The following is a 20388-nucleotide window of genomic DNA, read 5'->3' as shown; positions in this document are numbered from 1 at the left end:
AGCATTTTAATAACGAAAAAAGGGTTCGGCAAGACATGCCGAACAGGCTTGCGGTTGATCTTGCCACAAGCACTATTTAAACATTCGCCTTACAACGAATGGTGATTCTTCATTTCTCTCTAACGTTAGACAAAAAAGAAAAAGGCTTTTCATACATAAAAACCTCATTTACTTTCGGTGTTCGATTTTACCATTCTGACCATCTATCAACTTTTTATACGTATTTGTAAAAAAAGACTTGACAGACTTCAGATATATTGGCATTTTTCAATACTAGCACAACAAATAGGGCTAGTCAAACTTTTTAGCTTTAAGGATGTAATACCCTTTTTGTTTGTTCATTACCTCTGCATTTCCGAACAACTCTTCAAGTTTCTTTTTAGCAGATGGTGCCCCTTGCTTCTTTTGAATCACGACCCACAACTCTCCTTCATCAAGTAGAGCTTCCTTCGCTTCTTCAAACATCGCGTGTACGACTTGTTTCCCAGCTCGGATGGGCGGGTTTGTTAGAACAGCCGCAAACTTCCGATCATCTATTGCCTTCAAACGATCACTTTCTTGAATCGTGACGTTCCTAACTTCATTATCCGCTGCATTTTTCTCCGCAAGCCTCAAAGCACGCTCATTGACATCGACCATCATTACATGGCGATCTTCATATGCTTTAGCTAAAGACAAACCGATCGGGCCATATCCACAGCCAAGGTCAAGGATATCTCCCTGAATACCCGGCCCCTCGAAGCTTTCGATCATTAAACGAGATCCGAAATCCACTTCTTTTTTAGAAAAAACGGCATTATCCGTAGTGAATGTGAACTCATGACCGAGCAACTCAAAGTCCCACGTCTTTTCTTCACTGCTTGTCGTTGTTTTCTTTGAATAATAATGCTCCGACATAATCCGAACACCTTCTTTTTCATCTATTGAAATGGCAAGGTTTTATTCCTGATTCCAACAAGTCTAGCAAAACGAATGCCCTCTTGCTGAATTTGTCTGTTAAGAAAAAGAAAGCCCGCCGATAAATCAGCGAGCTTTACTTTAAACATTCTCTTACTTAACTTCGACAGAAGCGCCTGCTTCTTCAAGCTTAGACTTGATTTCTTCAGCTTCTTCTTTAGAAACAGCTTCTTTAATTTTAGCTGGAGCACCGTCAACCATTTCTTTCGCGTCTTTAAGACCAGCACCAGTGATTTCACGTACTGCTTTAACTACTTTGATCTTAGAAGATCCAGCAGATTCTAGTACTACATCAAATTCAGTTTGCTCTTCAGCAGCTTCGCCACCTGCAGCAGGCGCGCCAGCAGCAACTGGAGCTGCAGCAGATACACCAAATTCTTCTTCAATTGCTTTAACTAGGTCGTTAAGCTCAAGAACAGACATTTCCTTAATCGCTTCGATAATTTGTTCGTTAGACATGAGAAATTCCTCCTTAGTTTTTGTTGTTATGGTTTAAACGAACGCTAACTTACGCGCTTTCTTCTTCTTTTTGATCCGCGATCGCTTTCGTAGCGTATGCGAAGTTGCGGATAGGTGCTTGTAGTACGCTTAGGAACATAGATACAAGACCTTCGTAGTTTGGAAGGTTTGCAAGTTCTTTGATTTGCTCAAGAGTTGCAACTTGTCCTTCAACTACTCCACCTTTAATCTCAAGGCTATCGTGATCTTTAGCGAAGTTGTTCAATACTTTAGCCGCAGCTACAGCATCGTCCTCATGGAAAGCGACAGCTGTCGGTCCTTGTAGGACTTCGTTAAGTTCAGATAGTTCCACTTCATCAGCAGCACGACGGACCATTGTGTTTTTATACACTTTGAAATCTACGCCTGCTTCACGAAGCTGGGTACGAAGTTCAGTAACTTCTGCTACATCAAGTCCGCGGTAGTCTACAACGACTGCAGATTTACTGTTGCGGAACTTGTCAGCCAAGTCAGATACAATCTGTTTCTTCTGTTCGATAACACTGCTCATTGTTCCACCTCCTATTGACTTTTCATCATACCGTTCGAAGGTTTTACTCATAAGAAAACACCCCCACATAGACATGGAGGTGTTTCATAGAGCAGGGCAGATCGCGCTGCTCTATTTATATCACACACCTCGGCAGGACATTAAGCGGAAATCCGCTCCTGCTGTCTACGGTATAACGTATTTATTTATACAACGCTACCTAGTATATATCGTAGGTAACGGAAAGTCAACACTTTTTTATTACTTTGTGTAACCAGAAACGTCTACTTTGATTCCAGGTCCCATCGTAGATGAAACAGCAGCGTTACGCATATAAGTTCCCTTAGATGCTTGTGGCTTCGCTTTAACAAGTGTTTCAGTGATTGCTGCGAAGTTTTCAGCCAACTTGTTCTCATCGAAAGAAGCTTTCCCGATTGGAACATGGATGTTTGCTGCTTTATCAACGCGGTATTCTACTTTACCTGCTTTGATTTCGTTAACAGCTTTTTCTACTTCGAATGTCACTGTACCTGTTTTAGGGTTTGGCATAAGACCTTTTGGTCCTAGTACACGACCTAGCTTACCAACTTCAGCCATCATGTCAGGAGTTGCTACTACGACATCAAACTCGAACCAACCTTGGTTGATCTTGTTGATTAGGTCTTGTTCACCTACGTAGTCAGCACCTGCTGCTTCTGCTTCTTTCGCTTTATCACCTTTAGCGAAAACAAGCACACGCTGAGATTTACCTGTACCGTGTGGAAGCACCATCGCGCCACGGATCTGCTGGTCCGCTTTCTTAGGGTCTACACCTAGACGGAATGCTGCTTCGACAGTTTCGTCAAAGTTCGCTTTTGAAGTTTCTTTTACAAGCTTGATTGCTTCTTGCACATCATAAGCTTTTGTACGGTCAACAAGCTTCGCTAGCTCTTGTTGCTTTTTCGTTTTCTTAGCCATTATTTATTTCCTCCTCGTTGTGGTTTTAACGGATTTTCCTCCCACGAATAAAGGTTGCGAAAGAGTCACAAGCTCCATTTCCGCAACCTTTTCCTATCTCCATGTGACGCTGTGGGATTAATCTTCGATCGTGATTCCCATGCTGCGCGCTGTACCTTCAACCATGCGCATAGCAGCTTCAACGTCAGCAGCGTTCAAATCAGGCATTTTCGTTTCTGCGATTTCGCGTACTTGGTCGCGCTTAACAGAAGCTACTTTGTTACGGTTCGGTTCACCGGAACCTGATTCAACTCCTGCCGCTTTCTTAAGAAGAACAGCAGCTGGTGGAGTTTTCGTAACGAATGTAAAGGAACGGTCCTCATAAACCGTAATTTCTACTGGAATGATCGTACCTGCTTGTTCCTGTGTACGAGCGTTAAATTCCTTACAGAATCCCATGATGTTAATACCTGCTTGACCTAGTGCTGGTCCAACTGGCGGTGCTGGGTTCGCTTTACCTGCAGGAATCTGAAGCTTTACAACATTAATAACTTTTTTAGCCACGAGACACACCTCCTTAAAGTCCGTGATGTGGTAATAGGGTTCAACCCCTCCCACTCATTGCGATATCTACGCAATCGCCCTCTTTTGGGGCGCATATAGAACATAAAAATTCTAGCATCTTTATCTCCAATATGCAAGGGGAGAGATAAATTTTATAATTTTTCGATTTGGGTGAAGTCTAACTCTACCGGAGTTTCACGCCCGAACATATTGACATGGACTTTCACTTTTTGTTTGTCCGTATCAATATATTCAATGGATCCTGTGAAGTTTGCGAAAGGTCCGTCTGTTACTTTAACACTTTCCTTCACCTCGAAGTCAACCTCTGCTTTCGGTTGTTCGTTCATGCCCATGCGCTTAAGAACGGTTTCTACTTCTTCAGGAAGTAGAGGGATCGGCTTGGATCCGGAACCGGTGGAGCCAACGAAACCAGTTACCCCCGGTGTGTTCCGTACCACGTACCAAGAATCGTCTGTCATGACCATTTCAGCCAATACATAACCAGGGAATACTTTTTTCTTCGCGATTTTCCTCTTGCCATTCTTAATCTCTGCTTCTTCATCTTCGGGAACAAGAACACGGAAGATCTTGTCTTCCATTCCCATTGATTCCACACGCTTCTCCAGGTTTGTTTTCACTTTGTTCTCATAACCTGAATAGGTGTGCACTACATACCATCTTTTTTCCATATTCGCAGGACAAGTGCTTGCCCTTCCCTCCCTTATACTAGAGTTGATGAATATTACTCCAACATGAAAAAACCCGCAGAACGGGTTTTTGTAAGTCTATCTCCTATTATAGCATAAAATCCACTCTACTATTCTTGAGCTATGAGTTCAAGCACCTGGGAAATCCCAAGATCTACAATAGCGAAGAATACAGCCACAAAAGTGACAGTCAAAATAACAGTGATCGTGTATTTCCACAGTTCCTGACCTTTTGGCCAGCTCACCTTCTTCATCTCTCGCGCTACATTCTTGAAGAACTTAAACATGCTGTAATACCCCCAAACTTGCGCCAACTGGCTTCCTTCTCTATTTCGTCTCGCGATGTAAAGTATGCGTTCCGCACTTTTTACAAAACTTACGGACTTCAAGACGTTCGGATTGGTTGGATCGATTTATATATGAACTATAATTCCGACTTAAACATTCTGTACAAGCTAAAATAACTTTTTTTCTCATTATCCGTCACCTCAATCTAGAGAGGTTTACACATACTCACTAAATGTAGCACTCTTACCGATTACTGTCAATGCAGCTCTCACAGAGTGATTTCATTGATTTCCAAGTATTTTTCGAGCTTTCTCTTCACACGTTGTAAAGCGTTATCAATAGATTTCACGTGTCGATCTAGCTCAACGGATATCTCTTGATAGGAACGTCCATCCAAGTAGAGGGTCAGCACTTTTTTCTCTAAATCACTTAATAACTCCGACATTTTCTCTTCCATGTCTGAAAACTTTTCTTTATTTACAATCAATTCTTGTGGGTCGATCGCTTTGGAACCAGCTATAACATCTAGTAATGTCCGGTCTGATTCCTCATCATAAATAGGCTTGTCCAAAGAAACGTAGGAATTCAACGGGATATGCTTCTGTCTTGTGGCGGTTTTAATAGCGGTGATAATTTGACGGGTGACACATAATTCTGCAAATGCTTTGAAAGATGACAATTTGCCCTCTCTGTAATCGCGGATGGCTTTGTATAAACCAATCATCCCTTCTTGGACGATATCTTCCCGGTCTGCGCCAATAAGAAAGTATGTCCGAGCTTTCGCGCGCACAAAATTCTTGTACTTATTAATCAAGTAATCCAGCGCCTGGACCTGTCCTTGATTAATCCGTTCAACGACTTCTTCGTCATCAAGCTTGCTAAGATCCAAATCGTTGGTGCTTTTCTCCGTTTGTAAGATGCTCACACAGGATCCCTCCGACCGTGCTACCTCAATATAGCAATATTATACAGTACGATCTTAAAAAGCGTCAACAAGTTGTCAGAATTATTTATCTCCTCGCCGCCATTTCTCAAACAGTTCCCTAACTTCTTCTTTGATGGGGATCTTCGATTGATACGGGTATTGATTCTGGCTTTCGACATCTTTCTCTATTTGGTTTTCAATATTCTTCACTTCAATATACAGCTCTCTTGCTGATTTCCTGAACGCTCCCTGACCAAAGATGGTCCGTTGTTCGGCATAATCCGACGTCGCTACATAAACTTGAGTACGAACATCATTCAATTCTCCAACCATTTTTTCAATCCGCTCATCTGCCGTCTCATTTTCTTTTGTAAAGATGACTTCCACTTTGTAATTTTTTTGTTTTTTTTCAACTCCCCGGACATGGTAAGCATCAAAAACAATCATGATCCGGTCCCCAGTATAGGACTGATACTCTGCCATCATCTCAACAAGGAGATCCCGGGACTGCCCGAGATCTTTCTCCTTCAGTTTTTTTAATTCCGGCCAAGCGCCAATCATATTATAACCATCGACGATTAAGACGTTCATGCCTTATTCCCCTAACGGATGACGCTTTCTATAAACTTCGTACATCAATAGGGAAGCTGCCACGGACGCATTCAATGAAGTCACTTCTCCAGCCATCGGAAGACTTACCGTCCAATCGCACTTGTCTTTCGTTAAACGGCTCATGCCACGGCCTTCACTGCCAATGACGAGGGCAATGGGCATTTTTCCGTCCAGCTGACGATAATCTTCTGTGCCTACCGCGTCTGTACCGACAACCCAGACGAACCTTTCTTTCAACTCATCAATGGTCCGGGCGAGGTTCGTTACGCGGGCCACTGGGATATATTCAATCGCACCTGTCGATGTTTTTGCGACCGTTGCCGTTAAGGAAACGGAACGCCTCTTCGGTATGATGACACCATGAGCTCCAGTCGCATCGGCCGTTCGCAAAATGGAACCGAGATTGTGCGGGTCTTCAATTTCATCACAAATAATGAAAAACGGAGGCTCGTCCCTTTCTTCCGCTTTTGCAAATAAATCTTCCAAATCACTGTATTCATAAGCAGCGACTGAAGCAATTACCCCCTGATGATTCCCGTCAACCAGCTGGTCAATTTTTTTCTTCGGCACCTTTTGGACGAGGAGCCCCTGTTCTTTAGCTAACTGTTCAAGCTTTTTATATGCCTGGTGCTGCAGTTGATCCGATACCATCACTTTATTGATCGGTCTACCGGAACGGATTGCTTCCTGGACCGGGTTCTTTCCTATGATCCACTCTCCACTCATTACGCTTCACTCCTTTCTTCAACGGTTTGAATGGCATGTTGTATTAACGTTTCCAGCCGCTCTGTCTGACCGGATAAATACAAAAAGCCCAACACCGCTTCAAATGCGGTCGAATAACGATAAGTCTGTACGTTGGTGTTTTTAGGGACAGATCCCGATTTAGCGTTCCGCCCTCTCCTGAGTACACCTTCCTCTTCTTCTGTCAGTCTTCCTTCCTCCAGCCATACGTTGACAACGCCTGCCTGGGAGGGAGCGGATACAAACTGAATCGCCGCCTGGTGAAGGTGTTGAGGCTTCACCTCTCCTTTTTCAAGCAGGTGTTGTCTGACGTAAAGTTCATAAACTGAGTCACCCATATAAGCGAGAGCAAGGCTCTTCATTTGTTTTGCATTTGCCATCGCCATCGTCTTAGCCCCGCTTCCATCTCGTGCCCTGGGAAGTATCTTCAAGGATGATGTTGCGGTCTTTCAACTCATCGCGAATCTGATCGGCACGTTCAAAGTCACGGTTTTTTCTTGCTTGTATACGCTCTTCAATCAAAGCATCCACTTCCGCATCAAGCAGCTCTTCCTGTGCCTGCAGCTGAATGCCAAGAACTCCTGTCAATTCCTCGAACAACTCTTCAAATGCCGTTAAGACCTTTTCATGCGTCTGATCCTCTTGTAAATATAAGTTCGCCGCTTTAGTTAAATCGAACAGGACTGAAATCGCATTGGCGGTGTTGAAATCATCGTCCATTTCTTTAAGGAATTGCTCTTTGAAACCAGCCACTTTATCAAGCCACTCGCCTTGGTCATCTTCCAGGCTCATCGTCGTTTTTTTCCTGTGCTGAATGTTCTCGTACGCATTCTTGATCCGGTCAAAGCTGCTTTTAGCGCCTTTCAACAACTCATCACTGAAGTTGATCGGGTGACGGTATTGCACACTCAGCATGAAAAAGCGGATGACTTGAGGGTCATGCTTCTTCACAAGATCATGAGCAAGGATGAAGTTCCCGAGAGACTTCGACATTTTTTCGTTGTCTATATTAATGTACCCGTTATGCATCCAATACCGCGCAAAAGATTCCCCATTATGCGCTTCTGATTGCGCAATCTCATTTTCGTGGTGAGGGAAGGTTAAGTCTTGCCCGCCTGCATGAATATCAATCGTTTCCCCAAGGTATTTCTTCGCCATGGCAGAGCACTCGATATGCCAGCCCGGACGACCGCTTCCCCACGGACTATCCCAAGTAACTTCGCCTTCCTTCGCATCTTTCCAAAGGGTGAAATCAAGCGGGTCTTCTTTCTTATCCCCCACTTCGATTCTCGCTCCGGACCTTAACTCATCAATGGACTGGTGAGAAAGTTTTCCGTATTGATCAAAGGATCGTGTGCGGAAATATACATCCCCTCCCGATTCATAAGCAAACCCTTTGTCGATCAATCCCTGGATAAAGCTGATGATCTCATCCATGTTTTCGGTCACACGTGGATGATCTACCGCTTCTTTTACCCCGAGTGCTCCTACATCTTCTTTGTAAGCAGCGATGAAACGATTAGCGATATCTGAGACTCCTTCGTCCATTTCATTGGCAGCTTTAATCAATTTATCATCGACATCCGTAAAGTTAAGCACATAGTGCACATCGTAGCCCCGGTATTCAAAATATCTTCTCACCGTATCAAAAACGATGGCCGGTCTTGCATTTCCGATGTGAATATAGTTATAGACCGTTGGGCCACAGACATACATCTTTACTTTTCCTTCTTCCAATGGCTGGAATGGTTCTTTTTTTCTTGTCAGTGTGTTGTATAGTTTAATTGCCATGTTGGTTCACTCCTTTGGTTTCCTCCAATTGTTGGCGCAGTTCTGCCATTTCCTTCTCCATTTCATTCAACCGGTCGTACACAGGATCGGGAAGTTTATGGTGATCCAGGTCCTTCTTTTGAACCTTTTTTCCATCCTGGATGACGACGTGACCCGGGATCCCAACGACCGTTGAATTGTTCGGAACATCGTGGAGCACAACAGACCCTGCCCCCACTTTAGAGTTCTCTCCGATCGTAATGGATCCGAGCACTTTCGCTCCCGTCGCTACTAATGAATTGTCAAGGAGAGTCGGGTGTCTTTTGCCTTTTTCTTTCCCAGTCCCTCCAAGCGTCACCCCTTGAAAGATCGTTACATTATCTCCAATCTCACACGTTTCACCGATCACGACGCCCATCCCATGGTCAATGAAAAAGCGTCGCCCGATCTTCGCTCCGGGATGGATTTCAATGCCTGTCAAGAAGCGGCTGCATTGGGATATGAGCCGGGCCAGGAAGAAAAACTTACGTTTGTGACAAGCATGGGCCACCCGATGTGCCCATATCGCATGCAACCCTGAATAGGTCAGAATCACCTCAATATATGAACGAGCAGCAGGATCTTGATCGAACACCACATCAACATCATCTTTAAACATTTTGAACAGCCCCATACTTGCTCCCCTCCTTGTTCTGAAACAGAAGCGCACTCGTGTAAAACAAAAAACGCGTCTCTGTGCCATTGGCACAGAGACGCGTTAAACGTGGTTCCACTCTGTTTGGGATCGACTCTTTTGTCTATCCCCGCTTCACCCTTGATAACGGAAGGAACCCGCTTCGGCATACTTCGTTCAGCCGAAGACTCCGAGGTGCATTTCAAAGGCTTCTCTACGAATCACTCCCAGCCAAGGTGATTCTCTCTGTAGAAGAGAGGGGCCTCTTACTTCTCCTCATCAACGTTTCGTATAGGTATCTCTACTATATGATATTCTTTCCCACTTGTGAACGAATTAAGCTTGTAACTTGCTTAGTACATCATTCAAACGGACCGTTACCGTCTCAAGTCCGAGCAAGTGAATTGCGTTCGGTAATTCAGGACCGTGAGTTTGACCTGTTGTCGCTACACGGACAGGCATGAACAATTTCTTCCCTTTATGCCCTGTCTCTTTTTGAACAGCTTTGATTTGTTTCTTGATGTTTTCAGGCGTGAATTCCTCAAGCTCGTGGAGGTTCTTCTTGAACGTTTCCAACACTTCTGGCACTTGTTCTCCTTCAAGAACTTCCATAGCGGCCTCATCGTACTGGATCTCCTGTTTGAAGAACAACTCAGTAAGTTCAACGATTTCTGCTCCGTAGCTCAATTGTTCCTGATAAAGGCTGATCAGTTCACGTGCCCACTTGCGATCTTCCTCGCTCATATCTTGAGACAAGCGTCCAGCCTCAACTAAATGAGGTAGAGCAAGTTCAACTACGCTGTCCAAGTCAGATGCTTTGATGTACTGGTTGTTCATCCATTTCAGCTTGGCCGGATCGAAGACCGCTGGTGAAGTGGAAAGGCGATCAGCATCAAAGATCTCAACAAGTTTATCCTGAGTGAAAATTTCTTCCTCCCCAACTGGTGACCAGCCGAGTAACGTTATGAAGTTGAAGAGAGCTTCTGGAAGATATCCGAGATTTTTATATTGTTCAATGAACTGAAGAATATGTTGATCACGTTTACTCAGTTTCTTACGTTCTTCGTTAAGGATCAAAGTCATATGCCCGAACTTTGGAGGCTCCCAATCGAAAGCTTCATACACCATCATTTGTTTCGGTGTATTTGAAATATGCTCTTCTCCACGCAGAACGTGTGTAATTTTCATTAAGTAGTCATCAATCGCAACAGCGAAATTATACGTTGGTGTTCCGTTCTGCTTAACAATGACCCAGTCACCAAAATCGCTGGATTCAAAAGTGATGTCGCCACGGACGATATCATTAAACGTGTACGTATGGTCTTCAGGGACACGGATACGAATACTAGGCTTGCGGCCTTCCGCTTCAAACGCTGCAATTTGTTCCTCTGTTAGATCACGGTGAGCACCCGAGTATTTAGGCGCTTCGCCTCGTGCCATTTGAGCTTCGCGTTCTGCTTCAAGTTCTTCTGCTGTCATATAGCATTTGTATGCAAGACCTCGCTCCATCAATTCGTCGACATGTTTCTTATAAATATCCAGGCGTTCCATTTGACGGTAGGGGCCATATTCTCCCCCTTTTTCTGAACTCTCGTCCCATTCGATTCCCAACCACTTCAAGTAGTCGAGCTGGCTCTTTTCACCGCCCTCGACGTTTCGCTTTTCATCTGTATCCTCAATACGAATGACTACCTTCCCACCTGCATTTTTCGCATAAAGGTAGTTGAATAGAGCAGTTCTTGCGTTCCCAATGTGAAGGTGCCCTGTCGGACTTGGTGCATAGCGCACCCGTACTTCGTTAGACATAATTGTTCCCCTTTCCTATTCCGGTCTATATCCTTGACTTATTTTATCATTTTTTGTTTAGGAATGCTGAGTATTTTGCAACAGAACGACCGCTTGAGCAGCTATGCCTTCTTTCCGGCCTGCAAAACCGAGCTTTTCCGTAGTCGTTGCTTTTACATTAATCTTTCCGGGTTCCACCCTTAGGAGGGTCGCGATATTTTCACGGATCTTTTCAATGTATGGGGCCATTTTCGGTGCCTGGGCAATGACCGTACAATCGATATTTCCAAGTTCGTACCCGTGTTCCGTTACGATATCCCACACATGCTGAAGCAGTTGACCAGAGTCTGCATCTTTGAAGGTAGGATCGGTGTCTGGAAAATGTTTGCCGATGTCCCCTTCTCCGATTGCTCCAAGGCATGCATCTGCAATTGTGTGCAGGAGGACATCTGCGTCGGAATGGCCGATCAGCCCCTTTTCATACGGGATTTCAATACCTCCGATGATACAAGGCCGCCCTTTCGTTAACTGGTGTACATCAAATCCTTGCCCAACACGAAACATAAGACCATCCTCCACCTTTCCTTTTCTCTGGTTATTCAAGTACGCTTTAGCTTTATGTAAGTCTTCTGGAGTCGTAAGCTTGATATTGTCATAGCTTCCCTCAACGATTGCCACTTCTCTTCCCAAACGCTCGACAAGAGAGGCGTCGTCTGTGCCGTAGTATCTGCTTTTCCTCGCTTGTTCATGCGCTTCATAAATCAAATCATAGGAGAAGGCTTGAGGTGTCTGTGCCGCCCACAACGTACTTCTATCCAATGTATCCAAATGATGACCTGATTTCTGCTTGATCGTATCGGTCACAGGTACAGCGAGAAGAGCGGCTTCTTTTTCATAGGCTGTCACCGACAATTCATGCAAAAGCTCTTGTGATACAAACGGACGCGCTCCGTCATGAATAAACACAGGTAGTTCTCGCTGCCTGACTGCTTTCACCCCTGCAAATACACTATCTTGTCGTTCTGCTCCCCCATCGACCAGGGAAACCGAGTGTTGGAGCGGATACTCACGTAATAGTTGCTCCATCTGAGACCGTTCGCGTTCGTTGGTTACTAATATTAACTCTTCACACCACTCATCTTGATCGAAGACGGAGAGGGTATGACAGATTAACGGTTGATCACCGATTTTCAAAAACTGCTTATTGCGACCGGCGAGCATCCGTTTACCCTGCCCTGCCGCAAGTATAATGGCTGTATATTTTGTCATGCGTATCCATCCCACGTTTGTTTAGACGTTCATAAAACAACAAAAGCGATAACACGCATGTTATCACTTTTGTCATTCTCTATTTGTTTATACCGTTTTTACAAGGCTTTTTCAAGTGATTTCGGCTTCGCAAAAATCATACGGCCGGCAGATGTCTGCAACACGCTTGTAACTACGACTTCAATCGTCTTTCCGATAAAGTCTTTTCCTTCTTCGACAACGATCATCGTGCCGTCGTCCAAATAAGCGACCCCTTGATTCTGCTCTTTCCCGTCTTTGATCACTTGAATTGTCATCTCTTCCCCTGGAAGCACGACCGGTTTCACAGCATTCGCAAGATCATTAATGTTCAAGACTTGGACATTTTGAAACTCACAAACTTTATTCAAGTTGAAATCATTGGTCACGACAATTCCATCCATGACCTTGGCAAGCTTCACCAGCTTACTGTCTACTTCCTGAATGTCTTCAAAGTCCCCTTCGTAAATTTCAACATTTACAGGGAGATCCTTCTGAAGACGGTTCAAGACATCCAAACCACGACGTCCACGATTTCTTTTTAGACCATCAGAAGAATCAGCGATATGTTGCAATTCTTCCAGCACAAATTGTGGAATGACAATGGTTCCTTCAAGGAAATGTGTATCACAAATATCCGCAATACGGCCATCAATAATCACACTCGTATCCAAGATTTTTCTTTTTGGAACCAAAGCGGGGTCGACCGTGGATTCTCCTTGAAGGTCTTCGTCTAACTTCTTGTCTTTCTTTGAAACTAAATTCAAAAATTCGTCTTTACGCTTAAAACCGACCTGAAAACCGAAGTATCCTAATAAGAACGTTAAAAAGATCGGAACGACTTGGTTAACCACTTGGATCTGGATATCTTGTACAGGGATATTGATCAAATAGGCGATAATCAACCCGACGATCAAACCGAGGCTACCAAACAGCAAATCCGCTACCGGCGCCCGGACGAGGGTATCCTCCACCCACCTTAAGAAATCGACAATATAATCCACAATCCAAAAAGTAAATAAAAATAATATAAGTGCTCCTAGTACGGCCCCTAAGACAGATTGTATCCAATTCTGCCAAGTCAGACCCATGGTTGTAAACAGCTCTGGGAAATAGAGGTAACCTATGGTTCCGCCGGTTATAACAATAAACAACTGTACGATACGTTTAAGCACTTGTATTCACCTCCTCAAACACAGTATGACCAAACCTAACAACCATTAACCATATAAAAAAGGAATGATGATTTTTAACTTAGCATAACTTCCAAAATAAGTCAATCTTCAAACAAATTATCATATCACATAGATAATAAATAAGTCAATGTTCTTATATATGACGGTCCACGAACAACTGTTCCTGTATCCGGTCGAGGCCATCTCTGATTTTCATTGCGCGGATTTCTCCAACACCGTCCACTTTAACCAGCTCTTTTGAGGACGCTTGGATCAGTTCTTCAAGCGTACTGAACCTTTCAACTAAATGCTCAATAATCAGCGCCGGCAGCCTTGGGATCCTGCTTAGTATCCGGTATCCTCTTGGAACGATGGGATCTGACAATTTCGTACTTGGTGAATAACCCATGAGCTTCAACACTTGCTCATCTGAGAGAAGCTCCGTGTTGGTGATCTCCTGCATTTTTCTCAAAATATAATAAGGTTCATAATCAGGGCGCTTACTATAATCGCGCAATAGCAATGTCGCTTCGTCTTCGATATTCGACACCAATTCTGTTAATTGCAATTGAATCAGTCGTCCCTCTGTGCCGAGTTCATTCACATAGTTTAAAATCTCCGTTTTCGTCCGCAGCACCATCTCAATTCGGTGGACGACCTGAACGACTTCAGAAAAGGAAACCATGTTCTCAAACTCCATGGCACCGAGATTCGTCACACTTTGGTCGAGCACATTTTTATACTTTTCCAATGTCTGAATCGCCTGATTGGCTTTCGTTAATATGACGCCTATATCTTTCAGTGAATAACGAAGGGACCCTTTATACAACGTGATGACGTTTCGGCGCTGAGATATAGCGATGACGAGAGCACCCGTTTGTTTAGCTACACGCTCTGCCGTCCGGTGCCGCATTCCTGTTTCTGTGGAGAGGATATCTGGATCCGGCATCAACTGCGCATTCGCATAAAGAATACGCGTCCCTTCATCGTTTAAGATTAACGCCCCATCCATCTTCGCCAGTTCGTAAAGGTGGGCTGGTGTGAAGTCAGACTGGATATGGAACCCTCCATCCACAAGATCACGCATGTGATCGCCATATCCGAGCACAATCAACCCGCCTGTTTTGGCACGAAGGACGTTGTCAATGCCGTCTCTCAAGGGGGTGCCGGGTGCCACCAGTTGAAGAATTTCTCCAATTCCATGTTCTTTGATTTCATGCCATTCCATTTATGAATCCCCCAGTGTAACCTTCATCGCCTCCTGAACGGTACTGACACCGATGACCTCAATTGTTGAAGGAGGCGTCCAGCCATCCATGTTCTTCTTAGGGATGATGACTCGTTTGAATCCTAATTTCGCCGCTTCCTGAACTCTTTGCTCAATTCTAGCCACTCGACGTATTTCACCGGTCAAGCCAACCTCACCGACAACAACATCATCTCCGTTGGAAGACTGATCACGAAAACTTGAGGCAATACTGATCGCAACGGCTAAGTCGATCGCCGGCTCATCCAACTTCACTCCACCAGCCACTTTGACATAAGCATCCTGGTTCTGAAGCAGAAGACCCGCTCTCTTTTCCAGGACAGCCATTAAAAGCGGGACTCGACTGTTATCAAGCCCAGTAGCCATACGCCTCGGGTTTCCGTAAGCCGTGGGAGAGATCAGCGCTTGAATTTCTACAAGGACCGGCCTTGTCCCTTCCATGGAAGCCACTACAATGGAACCTGCGGCCCCTTGCGAACGTTCTTCAAGGAAGATCTCAGAAGGGTTCAGCACCTCTTCCAAACCTTTCTCCTTCATTTCGAAGATCCCCATTTCATGAGTGCTTCCGAAGCGGTTTTTTACACTTCTTAAAATCCTGAACGTATGATGCCGCTCCCCTTCGAAGTAAAGGACCGCATCTACCATATGTTCCAGCAGACGTGGACCAGCAATTGAACCTTCTTTAGTAACATGCCCAACAATAAAAATAGGAATACCTTTGCTTTTGGCAATTCTCATCAAGTGACTGGTACACTCACGTACTTGCGAAACGCTTCCTGGAGCAGAAGTGACGTCTTCTTTAAAGATGGTCTGGATCGAGTCTATGACAACGAACTTCGGTTCAATGGTTTCGATTTGGTTAATAACATCCTGTAAGTTCGTTTCTGATAAGACATACAGTTCATCAGATGTAATATCCAGGCGTTCAGCCCGAAGCTTTGTTTGTCTTGAAGACTCCTCACCGGATATGTAGAGGACAGGGAAATCTTTTTTGGCGATCTGCGCAGATACTTGAAGTAAGAGAGTGGATTTACCGATACCCGGATCTCCGCCGATCAAAACTAAAGACCCCGCAACGATTCCTCCACCTAACACCCGGTTAAATTCAGGCATATCCGTTGGCATACGCGGTTCTTTTTGTGATTTGATTTGTGTGATTTTTTCTGGTTTCGTTGTTGCGGAAGTGGAGCTTGTCTGAAACACATGTCTGGAATTCGCCGGTGCAGCCGTCATTTCTTCGACCAGTGTGTTCCATTGATTACACCCCGGGCATTTTCCCATCCATTTAGGTGTCTCATACCCACATTCCTGGCAAACAAACTTTGTTTTCCTCTTTGCCAAGATTATCTCGCTCCTTATTCTTATTATTCTATACGTAAAAGATTGTGAAAGAGTTTCACAGTCTTATCATTTGTATTAAATCTTTAGTAAAAGCATAGCGGAAGATGAAAAAAATCGGAAGGCAAACCCTTCCGATTTTTCTTAGGCTCTGTTCACTATATGATTCATTTCTAGGAAATAGAAGAAGGGGAGCAGCCCTTTCTCCATGTTCCTTCAACCATTTATGAGTCAAGCCTTCATGACTTCTATTCAACTAATTAATTTGTAGACTCTTGCTGCGTGTGGACGACAAAATTCTTATCGTCATCAAGGTCGATTTTCACACTTTGCCCTTTGGCAATGTTCTCTTTCAAGAGTTCTTCTGAGAGCAGATCCTCAACGTTCTTCTGAATAGATCGACGCAATGGACGCGCTCCGTATTCAGGATCGAATCCTGATTCTGCAATGTGCTGGATAGCAGCATCAGACAAGACGAAGTCGATCTCTTGTTCTTTCAGACGTTTGCGCAGTTCCTCTACCATCAAGGTTACAATATCTTTCATGTGTTTTCTCTCTAGAGAATGGAACACGATCGTTTCATCAATACGGTTCAAGAATTCTGGACGGAAAGCTTTCTTCAAAGCATCCGTAACTTTAGACTTCATGTCTTTGTAGTCCTGATCCGTGTCACCCATCGAGAAGCCGACATATTTGTTCTGCTTCAATTCCTGCGCACCGACGTTTGATGTCATGATCAATACGGTGTTACGGAAATCGACGACGCGGCCTTTAGAATCCGTCAGTCTACCATCTTCAAGGACTTGAAGTAAAATGTTGAATACTTCAGGGTGCGCTTTTTCAATTTCATCAAGGAGAACGACAGAGTAAGGCTTATTGCGTACCTTTTCTGTTAATTGTCCACCTTCTTCATAGCCGACATAGCCTGGAGGTGAACCGACAAGGCGAGATGTGCTGTGTTTTTCCATATACTCGGACATATCGATTCGAATCATCGCATCTTCTTCACCGAACATGCTTTCTGCTAACGCACGGGCAAGTTCTGTTTTACCGACACCTGTTGGTCCAAGGAAGATGAATGAACCAATTGGACGCTTCGGATCTTTAAGTCCGGCACGGGCACGGCGGATGGCTTTAGAGATCGCTTTGACCGCTTCTTCCTGGCCGATCACACGGTTATGAAGCGTGTCTTCAAGGTGAAGAAGGCGTTCGCTCTCATCTTTCGTCATCTTGGATACAGGCACTCCTGTCCAAGTGGATACGACAGAAGCAATATCTTCAACCGTAACTTCGGAATCTTCCTGTCCTTGTTTCTCTTTCCACTCGTCTTTCGTTTGTTCCAGCTCATCTCTTAAGCGCTGTTCACTGTCTCTCAAGGAAGCAGCTTTTTCAAATTCTTGACTCTGTACAGCTGCATCTTTCTCTTTCCGTACTTCTTCCAGTTTCTGCTCCAACTCCTTCAAGTTCGGTGGAGCTGTATAAGAACGCAGGCGAACTTTAGAAGCAGCTTCGTCAATCAAGTCAATCGCTTTATCCGGTAGGAAGCGGTCTGTAATGTAACGATCGGAGAAACGAACAGCAGACTCGATGGAATCATCCGTAATCGTCACACGGTGGTGGGCTTCATAACGGTCGCGAAGACCTTGAAGGATCTGGATCGATTCATCAAGGTTCGGTTCATCCACTTGAATCGGTTGGAACCTACGTTCAAGAGCAGCATCTTTTTCAATATATTTACGGTACTCATCAAGTGTCGTAGCACCGATACATTGCAGCTCTCCTCGGGCAAGGGACGGCTTAAGAATATTGGATGCATCAATCGCACCTTCTGCACCACCAGCACCAATCAATGTGTGAAGCTCATCAATGAACAGGATGATGTTCCCCGCCTGACGAATTTCTTCCATGACCTTTTTCAAACGGTCTTCAAACTCACCGCGATACTTGGTCCCGGCAACAACCGTACCCATATCAAGCGTCATCACTCGCTTATCACGAAGAATTTCAGGCACTTCATTATTCATAATCTGTTGAGCCAAACCTTCTGCAATAGCTGTTTTACCTACACCAGGCTCACCGACGAGAACCGGGTTGTTTTTCGTACGGCGGCTCAATACTTGAATGACACGCTCGATTTCTTTGCTTCGACCGATGACAGGGTCAATATTCCCCTCTTTCGCGATCGCCGTTAGATCACGTGCAAGTGAATCAAGGGTCGGTGTATTCGCATTCGCTGCCTGGGCACCTGATCCGCCTCCACGACGGTTCTGGCCACCTGTAGACTCATTGTTTCCAAGCAGTTGTAACACTTGCTGACGAGCCTTATTCAAGCTGACACCGAGGTTATTCAATACACGTGCAGCTACACCCTCTCCTTCACGGATCAATCCGAGAAGAATATGTTCTGTCCCTACGTAAGAGTGTCCCAGTTTACGAGCTTCATCCATGGAAAGCTCAATGACTTTTTTCGCACGAGGCGTATAATGAATCGTCTGGGAAACTTTCTCTCCCTTGCCGATTAATTTTTCAACTTCCTGTTGAATCTTTGAAGACTCAAGACCTAATGCGGTTAGTGCTTTGGCAGCTATGCCTTCCCCTTCACTGACTAATCCTAAAAGGATATGCTCTGTGCCAATGTTATTGTGACCTAACCGTACGGCTTCTTCTTGCGCCAGCGCCAATACTTTTTGTGCTCTTTCTGTAAATCGCCCAAACATCATGGACATTCCCTCCTAACATTATTCTTCGTTTTCTAATTGAAGTCGTTCCCGAATTAAGGATGCTCTTCTTACGTCTCTTTCATCAGGAGATAAAGTAGACTTTGCGTATTGTTGCAAGAATCCAGGCTGTGTAAGGACCATCAATTCATTTAGAATTGTGCGCGGAATATGATCGATGAAACCTATATCAATGCCCAATCTCAGGTCAGAAAGGCATTTCGCTGCCTCCTTTGATTCTATGATTCGACTATTAGTCAAAACACCATAGGAACGAAAGATGCGGTCTTCCAACTGAATGCTGGAACGAGCCATTAAAGCTTCTCTCGCCTTCCTCTCCTGTTCAATCAACTGCTTGACGACACTATGAAGATCCTCCACAATATCCTCTTCCGATTTACCAAGTGTAATCTGATTCGATATTTGATAAATACTCCCCATGGCTTCGCTGCCTTCCCCGTAAATGCCTCTCACAACAAGACCCAGTTGGTTTATAGCAGGTGTCATCCGGTTGATTTGGTTCGTCATGGATAGCGCGGGCAAATGCATCATGACAGATGCTCTCATTCCCGTACCCACGTTTGTCGGACATGAGGTTAAATAACCCCGCTTTTCATCAAAGGCATAGTCCACTTTTTCTTCAAGCCAATCATCCAATTGACTGGCTTGTTCTAATGCTTGATCCAACTGAAAACCCGGGAAATATAACTGTATGCGAATATGATCCTCTTCATTAATCATGATGGATACTTGCTCATTTTGAGAAATGAGAGAGGCGGACTTATCCGCTTTTTCAGCCAAGTGTGGACTGATCAGGTGTTTCTCTACCAGTACTCTCTTTTCAATCGGTTGTAAATCTTTCATCTGAATCAGTTCAAAATCTTTATAATCCCTGAAAGACTGCTCTTGAAACTCTTGATGAAAGAATTCCAATACTTTATTCAAACTCTCTTCAGAAGCGATAATAGGAAAAGGATGTTGTGAAAAGTTACGAGCAAGTCGTATACGGCTGCTAAGCACTATATCGCTGTCTGGCCCCTCTTGCTTCATCCATGGGCTGATCGCTTCATTCATGAATTGCTGTAAAGACATTACTCATCACCATCCTCCCTGTGATGCAGTTGACTTTCCAAAGATCTTATCATATCTCTAACTTTCGCTGCCTCTTCGAATTCTTCCTGCTCAATTAATTGTCGAAGATTAGTTTTATATTCTTCCATCTCTTTTTTCAGGTGCAAGTTTCCACCTTCGCGTTTAGGAATTTTCCCATTATGTTTCGTATTGCCACTGTGAACACGACGAAGGATGGGGTTTAGTCGTTCATCGAAGGTTTTATAGCAATCTGCACACCCAAACTTCCCTACCCGTGCAAACTCCTCATAGCTGAGTCCACAATTGGGACATGTCAGTTTCGGCTTTTGAGTATAAGAGTGAGCGTTCTGCCCTTTTAAAGGAGAAGGTCCCTCGGAATGGAACAGACCTGAAAGGAGATCATTCAAAGTGAAGTTCTCTTCTCCATAACTCATGTACCCGTTTTCTTTTGCACACTTTTCACATACATGGACTTCCGTCTTTTGACCATTCAATACCTGCGTTAAATGGACCGTTGCTGGGCGCTGATGACATTTTTGGCACTCCATCTGAATCTCTCCCTT

Annotated in this window: 22 protein-coding genes and 2 other annotated features; all 22 genes read right to left on the bottom strand. The window is 44.4% G+C overall.

What is annotated here, in order from left to right; translation table 11 throughout:
- Positions 1–291: 291 nt before the first annotated feature.
- The 22 genes from ACXACN_RS15650 to ACXACN_RS15545 all read right to left on the bottom strand — a co-directional run bounded on the left by ACXACN_RS15650 (position 292) and on the right by ACXACN_RS15545 (position 20373).
- The gene (locus tag ACXACN_RS15650) at positions 292–897 is read right to left on the bottom strand and encodes a class I SAM-dependent methyltransferase (protein WP_474965707.1); all 606 of its coding nucleotides are present in this window, start codon (positions 895–897) and stop codon (positions 292–294) included.
- A 153-nt stretch (positions 898–1050) separates the two neighbouring features.
- Positions 1051–1416, bottom strand: coding sequence for a 50S ribosomal protein L7/L12 (gene rplL, locus ACXACN_RS15645; protein ID WP_474965705.1), 366 nt, complete (start codon positions 1414–1416; stop codon positions 1051–1053).
- A 49-nt stretch (positions 1417–1465) separates the two neighbouring features.
- Positions 1466–1966 carry a 50S ribosomal protein L10 gene (rplJ, locus tag ACXACN_RS15640; protein WP_089654444.1) on the bottom strand — a complete coding sequence of 167 codons (501 nt, stop codon included), beginning with the start codon at positions 1964–1966 and terminating at the stop codon, positions 1466–1468.
- Positions 1967–2009: 43 nt separating this feature from the next.
- Positions 2010–2155 (bottom strand) — a sequence feature (ribosomal protein L10 leader region).
- A gap of 51 nt (positions 2156–2206) precedes the next feature.
- The gene (rplA, locus tag ACXACN_RS15635; RefSeq protein ID WP_089654445.1) at positions 2207–2902 is read right to left on the bottom strand and encodes a 50S ribosomal protein L1; all 696 of its coding nucleotides are present in this window, start codon (positions 2900–2902) and stop codon (positions 2207–2209) included.
- A 117-nt stretch (positions 2903–3019) separates the two neighbouring features.
- Positions 3020–3445 carry a 50S ribosomal protein L11 gene (gene rplK / locus ACXACN_RS15630; RefSeq protein ID WP_035511717.1) on the bottom strand — a complete coding sequence of 142 codons (426 nt, stop codon included), beginning with the start codon at positions 3443–3445 and terminating at the stop codon, positions 3020–3022.
- Between the two features lie 152 nt (positions 3446–3597).
- Positions 3598–4134 carry a transcription termination/antitermination protein NusG gene (gene nusG / locus ACXACN_RS15625; RefSeq protein ID WP_474965703.1) on the bottom strand — a complete coding sequence of 179 codons (537 nt, stop codon included), beginning with the start codon at positions 4132–4134 and terminating at the stop codon, positions 3598–3600.
- 128 nt (positions 4135–4262) lie between these two features.
- Positions 4263–4439: a preprotein translocase subunit SecE gene (secE, locus tag ACXACN_RS15620; RefSeq protein ID WP_089654447.1), complete on the bottom strand. Its 177-nt coding sequence runs from the start codon at positions 4437–4439 to the stop codon at positions 4263–4265.
- 40 nt (positions 4440–4479) lie between these two features.
- Positions 4480–4629, bottom strand: coding sequence for a 50S ribosomal protein L33 (gene rpmG / locus ACXACN_RS15615; protein WP_074736204.1), 150 nt, complete (start codon positions 4627–4629; stop codon positions 4480–4482).
- 79 nt (positions 4630–4708) lie between these two features.
- Entirely contained in the window at positions 4709–5365 is a 657-nt protein-coding gene (sigH, locus tag ACXACN_RS15610) for an RNA polymerase sporulation sigma factor SigH (RefSeq protein ID WP_089654448.1), read from the bottom strand.
- Between the two features lie 81 nt (positions 5366–5446).
- Positions 5447–5956, bottom strand: coding sequence for an NYN domain-containing protein (locus tag ACXACN_RS15605; protein ID WP_474965701.1), 510 nt, complete (start codon positions 5954–5956; stop codon positions 5447–5449).
- A 3-nt stretch (positions 5957–5959) separates the two neighbouring features.
- The gene (rlmB, locus tag ACXACN_RS15600) at positions 5960–6703 is read right to left on the bottom strand and encodes a 23S rRNA (guanosine(2251)-2'-O)-methyltransferase RlmB (RefSeq protein WP_474965700.1); all 744 of its coding nucleotides are present in this window, start codon (positions 6701–6703) and stop codon (positions 5960–5962) included.
- The gene (locus ACXACN_RS15595; RefSeq protein ID WP_474966891.1) at positions 6703–7101 is read right to left on the bottom strand and encodes a Mini-ribonuclease 3; all 399 of its coding nucleotides are present in this window, start codon (positions 7099–7101) and stop codon (positions 6703–6705) included. The genes rlmB and ACXACN_RS15595 overlap by 1 nt, the downstream gene beginning before the upstream one ends.
- 10 nt (positions 7102–7111) lie before the next feature.
- Positions 7112–8512, bottom strand: a complete 1401-nt coding sequence (gene cysS, locus ACXACN_RS15590; RefSeq protein WP_474965698.1) for a cysteine--tRNA ligase — start codon at positions 8510–8512, stop codon at positions 7112–7114.
- Positions 8502–9158, bottom strand: coding sequence for a serine O-acetyltransferase (cysE, locus tag ACXACN_RS15585; protein WP_474966890.1), 657 nt, complete (start codon positions 9156–9158; stop codon positions 8502–8504). Before cysE ends, cysS begins: the two co-directional genes overlap by 11 nt.
- Positions 9159–9236: 78 nt before the next feature.
- Positions 9237–9456: a binding site (T-box leader), on the bottom strand.
- A gap of 44 nt (positions 9457–9500) precedes the next feature.
- Positions 9501–10970 carry a glutamate--tRNA ligase gene (gene gltX, locus ACXACN_RS15580; RefSeq protein WP_474965696.1) on the bottom strand — a complete coding sequence of 490 codons (1470 nt, stop codon included), beginning with the start codon at positions 10968–10970 and terminating at the stop codon, positions 9501–9503.
- A gap of 57 nt (positions 10971–11027) precedes the next feature.
- Complete coding sequence (locus ACXACN_RS15575) at positions 11028–12218, bottom strand: bifunctional 2-C-methyl-D-erythritol 4-phosphate cytidylyltransferase/2-C-methyl-D-erythritol 2,4-cyclodiphosphate synthase (RefSeq protein ID WP_474965694.1); 1191 nt, start codon at positions 12216–12218, stop codon at positions 11028–11030.
- 98 nt (positions 12219–12316) lie between these two features.
- Positions 12317–13411, bottom strand: a complete 1095-nt coding sequence (locus tag ACXACN_RS15570; RefSeq protein ID WP_474965692.1) for a PIN/TRAM domain-containing protein — start codon at positions 13409–13411, stop codon at positions 12317–12319.
- A 154-nt stretch (positions 13412–13565) separates the two neighbouring features.
- On the bottom strand, positions 13566–14639 hold the full coding sequence (gene disA / locus ACXACN_RS15565) for a DNA integrity scanning diadenylate cyclase DisA (RefSeq protein ID WP_474965690.1): 1074 nt from the start codon (positions 14637–14639) through the stop codon (positions 13566–13568).
- Entirely contained in the window at positions 14640–16019 is a 1380-nt protein-coding gene (gene radA, locus ACXACN_RS15560) for a DNA repair protein RadA (protein ID WP_474965689.1), read from the bottom strand.
- A 257-nt stretch (positions 16020–16276) separates the two neighbouring features.
- A complete protein-coding gene (gene clpC / locus ACXACN_RS15555; protein WP_474965687.1) occupies positions 16277–18736 on the bottom strand; it encodes an ATP-dependent protease ATP-binding subunit ClpC in 2460 nt (819 codons plus the stop codon).
- Between the two features lie 18 nt (positions 18737–18754).
- Positions 18755–19825, bottom strand: a complete 1071-nt coding sequence (locus tag ACXACN_RS15550; RefSeq protein WP_474965685.1) for a protein arginine kinase — start codon at positions 19823–19825, stop codon at positions 18755–18757.
- A complete protein-coding gene (locus ACXACN_RS15545; RefSeq protein ID WP_474965683.1) occupies positions 19825–20373 on the bottom strand; it encodes a UvrB/UvrC motif-containing protein in 549 nt (182 codons plus the stop codon). The genes ACXACN_RS15550 and ACXACN_RS15545 overlap by 1 nt, the downstream gene beginning before the upstream one ends.
- Between the last annotated feature and the right edge of the window lie 15 nt (positions 20374–20388).

Source organism: Halobacillus sp. AWM4_238, from assembly GCF_056158265.1.
Note: the sequence above shows the minus strand (reverse complement) of the source record. Positions and strands in the feature narration are given on the sequence as shown.

Bases quoted from the DNA above. Each gene is read 5' to 3' on its own strand.
- ACXACN_RS15650 (WP_474965707.1), bottom strand. From the start codon at position 897: ATGTCGGAGCATTATTATTCAAAGAAAACAACGACAAGCAGTGAAGAA.
- rplL (WP_474965705.1), bottom strand. From the start codon at position 1,416: ATGTCTAACGAACAAATTATCGAAGCGATTAAGGAAATGTCTGTTCTT.
- rplJ (WP_089654444.1), bottom strand. From the start codon at position 1,966: ATGAGCAGTGTTATCGAACAGAAGAAACAGATTGTATCTGACTTGGCT.
- rplA (WP_089654445.1), bottom strand. From the start codon at position 2,902: ATGGCTAAGAAAACGAAAAAGCAACAAGAGCTAGCGAAGCTTGTTGAC.
- nusG (WP_474965703.1), bottom strand. From the start codon at position 4,134: ATGGAAAAAAGATGGTATGTAGTGCACACCTATTCAGGTTATGAGAAC.
- secE (WP_089654447.1), bottom strand. From the start codon at position 4,439: ATGTTTAAGTTCTTCAAGAATGTAGCGCGAGAGATGAAGAAGGTGAGC.
- rpmG (WP_074736204.1), bottom strand. From the start codon at position 4,629: ATGAGAAAAAAAGTTATTTTAGCTTGTACAGAATGTTTAAGTCGGAAT.
- ACXACN_RS15605 (WP_474965701.1), bottom strand. From the start codon at position 5,956: ATGAACGTCTTAATCGTCGATGGTTATAATATGATTGGCGCTTGGCCG.
- rlmB (WP_474965700.1), bottom strand. From the start codon at position 6,703: ATGAGTGGAGAGTGGATCATAGGAAAGAACCCGGTCCAGGAAGCAATC.
- ACXACN_RS15595 (WP_474966891.1), bottom strand. From the start codon at position 7,101: ATGGCAAATGCAAAACAAATGAAGAGCCTTGCTCTCGCTTATATGGGT.
- cysS (WP_474965698.1), bottom strand. From the start codon at position 8,512: ATGGCAATTAAACTATACAACACACTGACAAGAAAAAAAGAACCATTC.
- gltX (WP_474965696.1), bottom strand. From the start codon at position 10,970: ATGTCTAACGAAGTACGGGTGCGCTATGCACCAAGTCCGACAGGGCAC.
- ACXACN_RS15575 (WP_474965694.1), bottom strand. From the start codon at position 12,218: ATGACAAAATATACAGCCATTATACTTGCGGCAGGGCAGGGTAAACGG.
- disA (WP_474965690.1), bottom strand. From the start codon at position 14,639: ATGGAATGGCATGAAATCAAAGAACATGGAATTGGAGAAATTCTTCAA.
- clpC (WP_474965687.1), bottom strand. From the start codon at position 18,736: ATGATGTTTGGGCGATTTACAGAAAGAGCACAAAAAGTATTGGCGCTG.
- ACXACN_RS15550 (WP_474965685.1), bottom strand. From the start codon at position 19,825: ATGTCTTTACAGCAATTCATGAATGAAGCGATCAGCCCATGGATGAAG.
- ACXACN_RS15545 (WP_474965683.1), bottom strand. From the start codon at position 20,373: ATGGAGTGCCAAAAATGTCATCAGCGCCCAGCAACGGTCCATTTAACG.